General features: G+C 59.9%; 13 protein-coding genes. 3 read left to right on the top strand and 10 right to left on the bottom strand.

Annotated features, from left to right (window positions below; genetic code table 11):
• From BW14_RS05410 to BW14_RS05370, 9 genes are all read right to left on the bottom strand, one after another.
• Positions 1-1,587, bottom strand: a complete 1,587-nt coding sequence (locus BW14_RS05410; protein WP_140464571.1) for an alpha/beta fold hydrolase — start codon at positions 1,585-1,587, stop codon at positions 1-3.
• Positions 1,588-1,589: 2 nt separating this feature from the next.
• Complete coding sequence (locus BW14_RS05405) at positions 1,590-1,931, bottom strand: hypothetical protein (protein WP_140464569.1); 342 nt, start codon at positions 1,929-1,931, stop codon at positions 1,590-1,592.
• A 291-nt stretch (positions 1,932-2,222) separates the two neighbouring features.
• Positions 2,223-2,822 (bottom strand): DUF6466 family protein, encoded by a 600-nt coding sequence (locus BW14_RS05400; RefSeq protein ID WP_219846506.1) that lies wholly within the window; start codon positions 2,820-2,822, stop codon positions 2,223-2,225.
• Positions 2,792-3,829: a VWA domain-containing protein gene (locus BW14_RS05395; protein ID WP_140464567.1), complete on the bottom strand. Its 1,038-nt coding sequence runs from the start codon at positions 3,827-3,829 to the stop codon at positions 2,792-2,794. The genes BW14_RS05400 and BW14_RS05395 overlap by 31 nt, the downstream gene beginning before the upstream one ends.
• Positions 3,826-4,884, bottom strand: a complete 1,059-nt coding sequence (locus BW14_RS05390) for a VWA domain-containing protein (protein WP_140464565.1) — start codon at positions 4,882-4,884, stop codon at positions 3,826-3,828. Before BW14_RS05390 ends, BW14_RS05395 begins: the two co-directional genes overlap by 4 nt.
• Positions 4,881-5,426, bottom strand: coding sequence for a hypothetical protein (locus tag BW14_RS05385; RefSeq protein ID WP_140464563.1), 546 nt, complete (start codon positions 5,424-5,426; stop codon positions 4,881-4,883). The genes BW14_RS05390 and BW14_RS05385 overlap by 4 nt, the downstream gene beginning before the upstream one ends.
• The gene (locus BW14_RS05380; protein WP_181161696.1) at positions 5,423-6,370 is read right to left on the bottom strand and encodes a DUF58 domain-containing protein; all 948 of its coding nucleotides are present in this window, start codon (positions 6,368-6,370) and stop codon (positions 5,423-5,425) included. The genes BW14_RS05385 and BW14_RS05380 overlap by 4 nt, the downstream gene beginning before the upstream one ends.
• Positions 6,367-7,458, bottom strand: a complete 1,092-nt coding sequence (locus BW14_RS05375) for a MoxR family ATPase (protein ID WP_181161697.1) — start codon at positions 7,456-7,458, stop codon at positions 6,367-6,369. The genes BW14_RS05380 and BW14_RS05375 overlap by 4 nt, the downstream gene beginning before the upstream one ends.
• Before the next feature lie 244 nt (positions 7,459-7,702).
• A complete protein-coding gene (locus BW14_RS05370; RefSeq protein ID WP_044088666.1) occupies positions 7,703-8,395 on the bottom strand; it encodes a uracil-DNA glycosylase in 693 nt (230 codons plus the stop codon).
• A gap of 123 nt (positions 8,396-8,518) precedes the next feature.
• Here BW14_RS05370 and BW14_RS05365 point away from each other — a divergent pair, with 123 nt between their 5' ends.
• The 3 genes from BW14_RS05365 (at position 8,519) to groL (ending at position 11,632) form a co-directional block, all read left to right on the top strand.
• A complete protein-coding gene (locus tag BW14_RS05365; protein ID WP_140464561.1) occupies positions 8,519-9,214 on the top strand; it encodes a LytR C-terminal domain-containing protein in 696 nt (231 codons plus the stop codon).
• Between the two features lie 281 nt (positions 9,215-9,495).
• Positions 9,496-9,735 (top strand): cold-shock protein, encoded by a 240-nt coding sequence (locus BW14_RS05360; protein ID WP_033890233.1) that lies wholly within the window; start codon positions 9,496-9,498, stop codon positions 9,733-9,735.
• Between the two features lie 268 nt (positions 9,736-10,003).
• A complete protein-coding gene (groL, locus tag BW14_RS05355) occupies positions 10,004-11,632 on the top strand; it encodes a chaperonin GroEL (protein ID WP_044088664.1) in 1,629 nt (542 codons plus the stop codon).
• A 129-nt stretch (positions 11,633-11,761) separates the two neighbouring features.
• Here the strand turns inward: groL and BW14_RS05350 are convergent, their stop codons facing one another.
• Positions 11,762-12,052, bottom strand: a complete 291-nt coding sequence (locus BW14_RS05350) for a WXG100 family type VII secretion target (protein ID WP_044088663.1) — start codon at positions 12,050-12,052, stop codon at positions 11,762-11,764.
• Positions 12,053-12,126: the final 74 nt, after the last annotated feature.

The raw sequence follows: 12,126 nt of genomic DNA, 5'->3' as shown, positions 1-12,126 counted from the left end.
CTAGGGTACTTCCAGCCGTGAACCGGACGTGTGCTGCGTCATGCGGCCTTGGAAGTAACGGGTCTCCTTGAGCTCGCCGGTGATGGTCTGCTGGAAATGCTCCTCATGCCGCTGCAGGGCGGGGGAACCCAGGTCGGTGGCGTTGCCGTAGGCCGCCTGATGGTATTTGATCCAATGACTGATCTCCCGCCCGTCGGTGCCGCCTCCCGCCACTGGAGCGGCGGCATAGGCGTTCCGTCCGTAAATCGGTGCGGTAGCCGGTGTGCACGAACCGTCGTCGTTGATGGTGCCGGGTGTCGCCGCAGGAGCGGGCGAGACATGTCCCCGTACGGTCAGCCAATGATCGGAGTCCGGATTCGAGGCGCCGTCCAAGGCTGCCACCAGTTCATCGTCGATCTCTACGCTGGTCACCCAGGTCTTCTCGGGAATCGGGTGATTGGCGACTGGAGAACCGGCCGTCACCACGTGTTCGATGCTGTAGTCGTCCGCCCAGTCGGAGGCGATGGTCGCCGCCACGATGCCGCCTTGCGAGTGGCCGATAAGCGCCACCGGCTCGTCCTTGCCGATGCCTGCCTGCTGCATCGCCTCGGTGACCATCCGGACACTGTCCGCCCGCATACGGCGTTCTCTGTCGTCACTCATCAGCTCCACGTTTTGCTCCCATCCGAATGGGGAATCCGACTTGCCGTCGGTGCCGGGAATGGTGACGAGCCAGGCATTGGTGCCGTCAGTCCGCTCATAGCGTTGAATGGCCACGGTGCCATATTCGAGACCGCTGTTGAGGTCGATTTTGCCCAGCCGTTCTTCGGCGAGACGACGCAGATTCTCCATCGCATCGCCCACGCTGCCGCTCAATCGCACCACTTCGGTGCGGGCATACACCTCCTTGACGTCAAGATGATTGCCTTGCAGGATGTCCTTCACCGGACCGGAGACATTGGCGATCTTCCCGGCGCCGGCATTCACCTCGTCGGTATGCTTCATGCCTTCGCCGATGGCGATACCTCCGACCATGGATCCGATGCCGCTCATCACACCCTCTTGCAGGGCATAGGTGGAGGTGGACATCCATGACGCATTCGGTTTGCCTTCGATCACCCAGCCGGAAATCAGCCCGCCCAGGGCCACCGCCGCAGTACCGACCAAGGCATAGCCGGGTTTCCACTGGGTGCCAGCCTGTATCAATTCAGTGAAGGTACGACGGACTGCGAGCTCCGCTTCGGAATACAGCGAATGGGCGCGAATCAGCAGGCTTGCGGTGTCGGACAGTTCGATGCTGAGTCTTCGACAGGCTGCCGCATGTTCCGTGCATCGGGCTCCCAGCGTGGTGTATGACAAGGTGGTGTGATCGGGGGTTACCGCCGATGGGTCGCCCGCGGTTAGCGTGGCACACATGGGCGCACTGGTTCGATGCGATTGAAGCTGCAATGCGGCATCACCCCAGGAGACGGACAAGGCGTCGTATCCTGATGCTTCATCGTCAAGCGCTTTGGCGATTGCCGTGTATTCCTCAAGGGTGGCAGGAGCATATCCGCGACCGCCGTGGACGGAGGCTTCGACCTGCCAATAATATGTGGATTCCGACATAGTCATCCCCTCGCCAATCGTTCGGTGGTGTCCATGTCGGATTCCAACGCGGCAGACGCCTGCCGGATCCAATCCAATCTTGCGCGGAACAGTTCCGCTGCATTGCCTGTCCATATGATGTTATTTGCCTTGGCACTTGCCGTGGCGAAGCGTTCGTTGACGGCAAGCGTGGCGGAGCGTTGGATGCCGATGAGGTTTCGGCTGCGCTCCACCGCTGTATGGCATGGGCAGGTGCCATAGTTGAACGGTGTCACCGTATTGCCGGCGAATCCACCGATGGGGTCGATGGCCGCCGGATTGTGCTGCGCGTTCGTGAATGTTGGATTGGTGCTGAATGCGTTCATGAATCCAGCTAAAGGGACAATGGTGTGACGTGTCCAGCTGAAACGACCTATGTGGTTCCAGCTTACGGAAAATGGGTGGGTTTATCCACGACAAATGTGAATAAACCCTGTAGACCCCCCGTAGACAAGAGCGTCATAATGATTCGAGCCCGTTTATCCACAACAAATGAGGATAAACGGGCCCTGATAATCTCTGCCTGATGCATCTGGCCGATGTGACTTGCCGATTATAGACAGCCCGATAGCTAGTCTTACCGATTGCGCGACGTCATCGACACTGCCGACCAGGCATCACCATGGTTTCGTGGTATTGCCCTTGTTCTGATCGGTGTTCTGTTCGGTCTTGGTGTTGGTTTTGGTGTCGGTGGACTGCTGGTTCGCCTTCATCAGCTCCTCGACCTGCTTCTTCTGCTCCTCGGTCAATGCTCCGCCTCGCTTCGCATTCGAGGACGAGGATTCATCGGCCTGTTGCGGCTCAGCGGACTGAGACGTATCACCTTCAGTCTGTGCCTTGGCTTTCTTCAAGGTGATCGTCGTTAGCTGGGAGGAAATGGAAGCGTTCGCGTCGATGGCATCCCTGATCTGCGGCAACAGCACCCCGCGCATCTGACCGGCTTCCGCGAATTGCGCATCGGTCTGCTCCTGCTGCGCATGCAGCGTACTCACGTCGGTCGACTCATCCTGAGCGGCTTTGATGTTGGCGTTCAGAGATGCGGTGGCCTGATTGAAGGTGATAGCGGCCGAAAGGTTCACTGCGGCGACTCCTGCCACGGCCGTCAGCAGCGCGATGACGACGATCAATGCGATACGCATACCCAACGGTGCGCGGGCGTGGCGCGTGCCTGCGTTATCTGATGCACTCATAGCAGCCTCCTTGAAACCGTGATCCATGCGCCGAGCTCCCAGGCCAGCAGGAGCACCATCGCGATGGCGAGCGGCCAGACCATCGCAACGGTCCGCGTGCGTTCCTTTGCCGTCGTCGTTACACGCCATTGGCTTGAAGCCTTGCCGGAGACCTGTCCATCCAGTGTGGACGTTGCATTCGTAGCAAGGTATGTGCCGCTGATTTCGTCAGCGATGTCCTTCAGATTCTGCTCATCCAATTTCGAGATGCCGGGCTGACCGGTGTCCGGATCGGTGACCCACTGGTCGGTGGTGGAGGAATCGCCGGCGCTCACCCCATCGGCTATCACGGGAATCCTGCCGCCTTCAGCGGAACCTACGCCAACCGTGAAACCATCGTCCACGTATTGTCTCAGTGCAGAGAAACTGCGGCGTGCGGCGCTTGAGGTCTGTTCGCCGTCAGTGATGAGATAGAGCACGATGGCATCATCGGGGTGCGCGTCGCGAATCGACTTGGCGGTGACCAACAGCTGGTTGATTGGGGCATCCAAATTGGACCCGGATGATACGGACGTGGATTCGACGGCCAAGGTATCGGCCCAATTGTCGATGGCGGGAGCGTCCGGAGTCAACGGCACATCCAATGTTCCGGACGCGCCAAAGTGCAGCGCCGCGAAACTGGCGTCGCCATAACTGGCCGTGATATCGTGCACGGCTTTGCGCGCTGCGGCGATGCGCGATATCGTCTCATCGGAACCATAGTGGGCATCCTCCACCGCCATGGAACCGGTGGTGTCCACCGCCACGATCACATCAGTGGCATTGATGGCGCGTGATGTGGTGGGAGCCACCACACTCGGGGTCAATACCATGATTGAGGCGATCAGCAGCATCGCCGTGCGACGTATGCATACCCATACGGTTTCGTCGGTGGCGTTGTTCGCGCGACGCCGGACGAACTGGATGATTTCAGCCACGGCCATCAGCGCCAGCACTGCGGCCAGTGCTCCGCCGGCAATCCAGCCCAGAGCGGGGGAGAAGGTGAATTCGCTCATCGCCTCAACCTCCATGCGCATGCCAGAACAATGACCACGGCCACCACCAAAGCCAGCGTCCACCATCCGGGGGCGTCGGTCATGGAAGCCTTTGCCTTGCTGTTGGATTCGGTGTCACGCCGTGATTGGATGTCCCTGACCAATTCCTCCACGGACCGGCCATTCGACTGCGTCAGGAACACGCCGCCATGGGATTCGATGGCTGTTTTCATGTCCGATGTTGTTTGCTCGCCCTCACTTGATTTCGGCCCGGAATACAGGCCATCCACCGTGATATTGGTTTGCCGGGTAAGGTCGAGCGCCTCGTCAAGAGAGTATGTCGGCTTGCCCGAGACCACATTATCGGTGGCGAGTACGATCGAGGCCGCGCGCTGGCGTGAGGCGTTCGCCTCGCTCGCCGAGCCGTACGCAAAGCCGGGCAGCATGGCGGCGCAGGAGACCACGCCATCGCCTATCAGTGACGTGGCGTCTTTCCTGTTCTGCGTGCCTTCCAGCCAATCCGCTATTTTCTGGTAATCCGCATCGGACATCTTGTCGATATCATCCTGGGTCTCCACGCCTTTGAGCGCTGTACTGGCGGCAGTCAGCTGCTTGGTGACCAGATCATAGTCGTCGGTGAGCGGGAACACCGTACGGGACGTGGAATTGAAGATGCTCAGGCCGATGCGTTCCCCCTCGAAATGCTTGACCAGCTCCAGATAGGTGTCGATGACCTCACGGTCATACGGCAACGTGGAACCGGATACATCAAGGCACAATACAATGTCCCTGCTTGATGCGCGCTCATCGCCGGCACCCACTTGGGAGGGGCGCGCCACCAACGCAACGGCCAATGCCAATGCGATGGCCATAGCCACCACGGCAACCCGATTCACCACACGCCACTGATGGAACAGGCGAGAGGCATGCTCGGTATTGAGGTCTTCATCCAATGAGAACACGGCCTCATCATTGGTATCGCGGCGGCGGGCGAACGCGACGATGAGCGTCACGACGGCCACGGCCACCAGAATGCCGGCCAATGCGGCCCAGGGCCAATGCCAGGCAAGCATCATGGACGCCACCTTTCCACAAGATTGGCTACCCAATCGGCGGCCTGAGGCACCGTGACCGATCGTGCATGGATATTGAACGCAGGATCGGCGAACTCCGGGGGATACAACGCCTCGATGGTCTGCCTCAGCGTGTCCAGGCCCTGTCTGTTCGCGGACGTGCGGTCGAGGCGCGTCAAATCGGTCAAGGTACTGGAATGCAACGACCTTCCGGAGGCGTCCGTCGCGAAATCTCGTGCCACCAAGGCCAATTGCGTCAAGGCCTCCTCACGGCTCAATGCGCCGCGCTCATGCTGGTCGACTATCGCGTCGATGCGTGCATGCCATAGGGCTTTGGCGCTGGTACTGCGGTGCGCGCCGTGGGGCTGTTTCACCTTGGCGGGTTTGAGGGGCGAACGGGACAATATCACCACGGCGACAATCAGGCCGAGTGCAAGCAGAAGGCAGACGGCAATCACCGCGACGAGCGGGCCGGTCAGGGACAGCTCGTCCTGAGGATGAAGATCTGCGGGCTCGACGGCCAGAGTCAATGCGAACGGCATCATCGGCGATCACCTGCCAGCTGCAGTTCCGGCGACGAGCCAAGCTGATTGCGCGTGGTACGTGCCAGGGCGACGGACACCAGATGCACGAAACGGTCGAACATCTCCTCGCTGGAATCGGCACGAATCAGGAACGATCCGGTACGATTGAGCTCCTGTTCCAGTGAGGCTGCCATATAGTGACGATGCGTCTCGACCTCACGTGCACTGACTGCTGATCGCATGAACGCCGGTACCCGTCGGCCGGTCACGCCGTCCAATGGTGCGGCATGATGTTTGGATAGTGGTGTGAACGGGTTCAGCGTCGCCACATCGATCAGCACCAGCGGGTGCGTCCGGGCGATGTGGCGCAGTCCTACAATCTGCCCCTCTGACAGAGCATGCTCGTCGGTGGCCAATACGATCAGTGCGTTGCGGTCCTTGATGCGTCTCGCGTATTCCAGCAAGGCGTCGATATTGCGTCTGTGCGTCCACTGACGTTCCAGTGCCTTGTCCAAGGTGCGCTCGAACTGTGCGAAGCCGCCATTGAAGGGAATGCGGGTGATGCTCGCCTCATCGGAGAAGACGATGGACACATCGTCCGAGCGGCGCAAAGACAACGCGGCGAACATGCGCAACGCATTTGCAGCCACCTCATACGCCCTCTCGCCGGAAGGACAAACGCCGGTCATCTCACGGCCTACATCCATGAGCAGCCAGACGCGTGAAGTCGCCAGACGCTCACGCTGCACCACCATGGGCTGTCCCTGTCTGGCGCTGGTCTTCCAATCGATCAGCCGGGACTCGTCACCAGGCGCGTAGGCGCGCACATCCATGATATCGCCGGCGCCACCATGGCGTCCGGACGCGTGCTCGCCCTCCAGCACGCCCAACGCCTTGCGCACGGTGGGCAAGGCGATCTGGGTGCCGAGGGCCTCGATCTTTCTGCGAATCGTTTGCGAACTCACGGAACAGGAACCGTTTCGACGATCTTATCCACGATCTGGTCGCTGGTCACACCGTCGGCCAACGCCTCAAACGTGAGCACGATACGATGACGCAGCACCTCATGGACGAATACCTTGATATCTTCCGGCACCACATAGTCACGGCCGGAGAGCAGCGCCTTCGCCTGTCCGATACGAGTCAGGGCGATGGTGGCGCGCGGCGAAGCGCCCAGACGGACCAACGCCGACAATCCCTTGATGGGGTGCGATCCCGCGCCGCGGGATGTGGCGGTAATATCGACCGCATACTTCATGATGGCGTCGGCCACGTGCACACGACGTGCAGCCCTACGCAGGAACTCCACGTCGGATACGGTGATGCGCTCTCCCGTGATGGTGTCGGGGCCGATCATGTCCGATCCCCTGCGGGTGAGCATGGCCAGCATGCGGGTCTCCTCGTCGGCGGACGGGTAGGTCATCACCGCTTTCATCATGAAACGGTCCATCTGGGCTTCGGGAAGATTGAATGTGCCCTCCTCCTCGATGGGGTTCTCGGTCGCGATGACCATGAACGGCTTGGGCAGTTCGATTCGCTGCCCGCCGATGGTGGTGGCACCCTCGGCCATTGCCTCGAGCATGGCCGACTGGGTCTTGGCGTTGGATCGGTTGATCTCATCGAGCAAGACGAAATTCGCGTGGATCGGTCCGATCTGCGTAGTGAATTTCTGCGAGGCGAAATCGAACACCTGAGTGCCGGTCAGATCCGACGGCATGAGATCAGGGGTGCACTGCACACGTTTGAACGAACCGGATACACAAGTGGCCAGCGTCTGCGCCGCCGTGGTCTTGGCCAGACCGGGAACGGACTCAATCAGGATATGCCCGCCGGCGACCAGCGTCACGATCAACGACTCGCGCAGATTGTCCTGCCCCACCAAGGTCTGGGCGAAACGTGCGCGGATGGTATCGGCCAGCAGCCGTGCGCGTTTGGCATCATCAAGGCCCAGGGGTGCTGCGGCACCGGGGATCGGAGCGGTCTGGGGTGTGGCGGCTGGGGGTTGGATCATCGGCTGCGGCGGGAGTTGCGGTTGCGTGGGGAACAAAGTCATGCCCACCACTGTAACTACCAACACTGACTGTTTGCTTTACGCCAACGGTCCAGCAGTTGTGGTCATGCTGCGCATGGCTTGTTTCTGGCTCGCCTGTCGGCTCGCACGTTGGCTACAAACAGCACACTGTGCTGTTTGCTTTACGCCAACGGTCCTGTAGTTGTGGTCATGCTGCGCATGGCTTGTTTCTGGCTCGCCTGTCGGCTCGCACGTTGGCTACAAACAGCACACTGTGCTGTTTGCTTTACGCCAACGTCCATGTAACCGGGGTGGCGCCTTGGGCGATTAGGGCTTGATTGGTGCGGGAGAAGGGTCTGGAGCCGAAGAACCCGCGTGATGCGGACAATGGGCTGGGATGGGGCGACTTGATGATGGTGGCGTTAGTGAGCAGCGGTTCAAGGCTTTGCGCATTGCGCCCCCAGAGAATGGCCACCAGCGGTTTTGGTTTACCGTTGGCATCCACGCGGGCGTTCAGGGCGCGGATAGCGGCTTCGGTGACCTGTTCCCATCCTTTGCCTTGATGGGAATTCGGTCTGCCCACACCCACGGTCAGACATCTGTTCAACAGCATGACCCCCTGTGTGGTCCAAGGCGTCAGGTCGCCATTGGACGGCATAGGAACTCCCAAGTCGTCCACCAGTTCCTTATATATGTTAATAAGACTCTTGGGAAGCGGGCGAACATCAGGCGCCACGCAAAAACTCAATCCGACGGGATGGCCGGGTGTGGGATAGGGGTCCTGCCCGACGATGAGCACCTTGATGGTGTCGAAGGGGATGGTGAACGCGCGCAGGATATTGTGACTTGCGGGCAGCCAAGGGCGCCCTGCCGCGTTTTCCGCTCTCAGAAAATCACCCATGTGATGGATGACGGGCTCCACATCGGCCAAGGCATGCGCCCAGCCCGGTTCTACCAGTTCGCTCAGCGGTTTGATCATGGTTCCATACTCTAGCCAAACGTGCATATACAGTGCATGTCCGTGACATGGCATGCGACGCGCTAGCCCATTTCGTGCCGGACGGTTACACTCGGGTGTAGTTTGCATGAAGGAGGCCGGCGTATGGCGCGCGACAAAGTGACCTACGAATCATATGAACAGGATGTCTTCGACAATCCGCCCCAGGGTCCCGTCGGGGCTCATCGCGGTTCCCGCCCGGTCATGACCCGCGTCGCGCCATTCATCATCGTGATCGTGGTGGCTGCGCTGTGCGGCTTCGGCGCTTGGGCATATGGCAGTGGCGAGTATCAGAACCTGCTGAATCTGAAGACACCCCAATCCACGACGGCGTCCAGTGACACGACGCAATCCACGACGAAGTCCGATTCGTCGGCATCCGACTCTTCGGATTCCTCGAGTTCCTCGGATTCCTCTACCAGTGATTCGTCGGCAAGCGATGATTCGAGTTCCTCAGCCGATTCGTCCAGCAGTGATTCATCCAGCAGCGACCAGAATGCGCAGCAGCAAACGCAACAAGCCCAGACCGCGACTGTGAACAAGGCCACACAAGTACGTGTGGTGAACGGCACCGGAGTCTCCGGATACGCCGGACAGAAGGCGGACGTGTTGCAGACCGCAGGATATACCAGTGTGGAAGCGGCCAATCCTACCGGTTCATTGCCAACCGGCACGGTGGTGTGGTATCAGAATGAAACCGACAAGGCCACCGCTCAGGACGTAGCCAATACGCTGGGGATTACCGCGGTGGAACAGGTTCAGGGACTGTCCGCTCCGATTACGGTTGTGCTGTTGAACTAGCATTTGTGCCAAGTATCTAGGAGAGTATCGCGACGATCATAGGCAGCGGCGATGTGACTGAATTTCAGGTGTAATCGCGTTGGGTTTGTGGAAAACCGGAGAAGCTATTCAGCCCATGTAGTGAGACGATTTTTTCTTGTTCTTCGGCTTCTGATTGGCATTGTTCCCTCGTCACTGTACAATCATGCTCTAGTCGCGAGGTAGGGGGAGCGCGATGCGGTTCTTTCTACGTTCCCTAATGGTATGTTCGCGACGCCTAGGGAACAAAGGAAAGATCAGATATGGCACAAGGTACCGTAAAGTTCTTCCTTGCCAAGAAGGGGTTCGGGTTCATACAGCCGGACGGCGGAGGCGAGGACGTTTTCGTGCATTACGCGGAAATCAAGGACGACGGCAGCAACAATAAGTTCAAGATGCTGTATGAGGGCGATCGGGTGGAATATACGCCCGTCTCGTCTGGTAAAGGTACTCAGGCTAAGGATGTCGTCAAGTTGTCTTCTGGCGAAGAACGTCCCGAGTGAGTGGTTTGCCCGCAACGACGCAGATAAGGTCCCGGTTGGTGATGTCTCATCGACCGGGACCTTTTGCGTGGTCTTCCAACGGCCAGGTTCGTTTTCATGCCGATAGCGCAATCTCCAAACACGATGTTGGCACTCTCGGGCGGAGAGTGCTAATGTCACAGTTAGCACTCGGAGGGCGAGAGTGATAACCGGCAGCTGACGGTCGGTTCGCCCATCGGCTCTCGCGGGTGATAACGGTATACATAGCCATTTGGAGGAACACACAACCATGGCAAAGATCATTTCTTATGATGAGGAAGCCCGTCAGGGCATGCTGGAGGGCCTCGACAAGCTCGCCAACACCGTCAAGGTCACGCTGGGCCCGAAGGGCCGCAACGTCGTGCTCGACAAGACCTATGGCGCTCCGACCATCACCAACGATGGCGTGTCCATCGCCAAGGAGATCGATCTCGAGGATCCGTACGAGCGCATCGGTGCCGAGCTGGTCAAGGAAGTCGCCAAGAAGACTGACGATGTCGCCGGCGATGGCACCACCACCGCAACCGTGCTCGCCCAGTCCCTGGTTCACGAGGGCCTGAAGAACGTGGTCGCAGGCTCCAACCCGATCGCCCTGCGTCGTGGTATCGAGAAGGCCACCGAAGTCATCGTCAAGGAGCTCGTCGCCGCCGCCAAGGACGTCGAGACCAAGGATCAGATCGCTGCCACCGCAACCATCTCCGCCGCTGATCCCGAAGTCGGCGAGAAGATCGCTGAGGCTCTGGACAAGGTCGGCCAGGACGGCGTGGTGACCGTCGAGGACAACAACCGCTTCGGTCTGGACCTCGACTTCACCGAGGGCATGCGCTTCGACAAGGGCTACATCGCTCCGTACTTCGTGACCAATGCCGACGATCAGACCGCCGTGCTTGAGGATCCGTACATCCTGCTCACCTCCGGCAAGGTCTCCTCTCAGCAGGACATCGTGCACGTCGCCGAGCTGGTCATGAAGACCGGCAAGCCGCTGCTGATCATCGCCGAAGATGTTGATGGCGAGGCTCTGCCTACCCTGATCCTGAACAACATCCGTGGCACCTTCAAGTCCTGCGCCGTCAAGGCTCCGGGCTTTGGCGACCGCCGCAAGGCCATGCTGCAGGATATGGCCATCCTGACCGGTGCTCAGGTCGTGTCCGATGAGCTGGGCCTCAAGCTTGACTCCATCGACGTCTCCGTGCTCGGCCACGCCAAGAAGGTCATCGTCTCCAAGGATGAGACCACCATCGTTCAGGGTGCCGGCTCCAAGGAAGACATCGACGCCCGCGTGGCTCAGATCCGTGCCGAGATCGAGAACACCGATTCCGACTACGATCGCGAGAAGCTGCAGGAGCGTCTCGCCAAGCTGGCCGGCGGCGTGGCCGTCATCAAGGTCGGCGCTGCCACTGAAGTCGAGGCCAAGGAACGCAAGCACCGCATCGAGGATGCCGTGCGCAACGCCAAGGCCGCTATCGAGGAAGGCCTGCTGCCTGGTGGTGGCGTGGCTCTCGTTCAGGCTGCCGCCAAGGCCGAGAAGGACGAGGCTGTCACCTCCTTGACCGGCGAAGAGGCTACCGGTGCCGCTATCGTGTTCCGTGCCATCGAAGCTCCGATCAAGCAGATCGCCGAGAACTCCGGTGTGTCCGGTGACGTGGTGATCGACAAGGTCCGTTCCCTGCCGGAGGGCGAGGGCTTCAACGCTGCCACCGACACTTACGAAGACCTGCTGGCCGCTGGCGTGACCGACCCGGTGAAGGTGACGCGCTCCGCTCTGCAGAACGCCGCTTCCATCGCTGGCCTGTTCCTGACCACCGAGGCCGTTGTGGCCAACAAGCCGGAGCCGAAGGCTGCCGCCCCGGCTGGTGCCGGCGCTGACATGGGCTACTGATCGGTATCCGATTGCCAGCTGATTGCAGCTCTAACTGACTGAGTGTCGGGGAGGTTCCTTCGGGAGCCTCCCCGACACTCGTTTTGGATCAGTTCATTGGATTGGCCAGGAATGCAAACGGCGCATCGGTCATTGCGCGAACAGCCGTGAAGCCGCGGCTTCGGCGTCCGCATATACCGTGGACGCTGAAGCCAGTGCACGCTGTATTGATTCCAGTGAGGCCTCCATCTGCTGTTGCGCCGCTCGCCACCCTGCTACCGCTGAGGTGAATTGTGTGGCCGCCGATCCGCGCCAGGCCTCTTGCAGCGCGGCGAGATTGGTATACATGCCGCCGACTGCCTGCCTGATTTGCGCCACGGACCCCGCCACAGCGGCCGACGACGATTGGATTCGCTCGGAATCTACTTGATATTGGGGCATCGTTGCTCCTTTCTGTCGATGATGTGCTCGGTAACGGGCGTTCGTTATTGCGAATACCGAACGCTATGGTGGAG

Origin of the sequence: Bifidobacterium sp. UTBIF-68, assembly GCF_006408855.1 — a bacterium.
GTDB lineage: Bacteria > Actinomycetota > Actinomycetes > Actinomycetales > Bifidobacteriaceae > Bifidobacterium > Bifidobacterium reuteri.
This window is presented reverse-complemented; position numbering and strand designations above follow the sequence as displayed.

Excerpts from the sequence above, each read along its gene's own strand:
- BW14_RS05410 (WP_140464571.1), bottom strand. The coding sequence starts at position 1,587 with ATGTCGGAATCCACATATTATTGGCAGGTCGAAGCCTCCGTCCACGGC.
- BW14_RS05405 (WP_140464569.1), bottom strand. The coding sequence starts at position 1,931 with ATGAACGCATTCAGCACCAATCCAACATTCACGAACGCGCAGCACAAT.
- BW14_RS05400 (WP_219846506.1), bottom strand. The coding sequence starts at position 2,822 with ATGGATCACGGTTTCAAGGAGGCTGCTATGAGTGCATCAGATAACGCA.
- BW14_RS05395 (WP_140464567.1), bottom strand. The coding sequence starts at position 3,829 with ATGAGCGAATTCACCTTCTCCCCCGCTCTGGGCTGGATTGCCGGCGGA.
- BW14_RS05390 (WP_140464565.1), bottom strand. The coding sequence starts at position 4,884 with ATGATGCTTGCCTGGCATTGGCCCTGGGCCGCATTGGCCGGCATTCTG.
- BW14_RS05385 (WP_140464563.1), bottom strand. The coding sequence starts at position 5,426 with ATGATGCCGTTCGCATTGACTCTGGCCGTCGAGCCCGCAGATCTTCAT.
- BW14_RS05375 (WP_181161697.1), bottom strand. The coding sequence starts at position 7,458 with ATGACTTTGTTCCCCACGCAACCGCAACTCCCGCCGCAGCCGATGATC.
- BW14_RS05370 (WP_044088666.1), bottom strand. The coding sequence starts at position 8,395 with ATGATCAAACCGCTGAGCGAACTGGTAGAACCGGGCTGGGCGCATGCC.
- BW14_RS05365 (WP_140464561.1), top strand. The coding sequence starts at position 8,519 with ATGGCGCGCGACAAAGTGACCTACGAATCATATGAACAGGATGTCTTC.
- BW14_RS05360 (WP_033890233.1), top strand. The coding sequence starts at position 9,496 with ATGGCACAAGGTACCGTAAAGTTCTTCCTTGCCAAGAAGGGGTTCGGG.
- groL (WP_044088664.1), top strand. The coding sequence starts at position 10,004 with ATGGCAAAGATCATTTCTTATGATGAGGAAGCCCGTCAGGGCATGCTG.
- BW14_RS05350 (WP_044088663.1), bottom strand. The coding sequence starts at position 12,052 with ATGCCCCAATATCAAGTAGATTCCGAGCGAATCCAATCGTCGTCGGCC.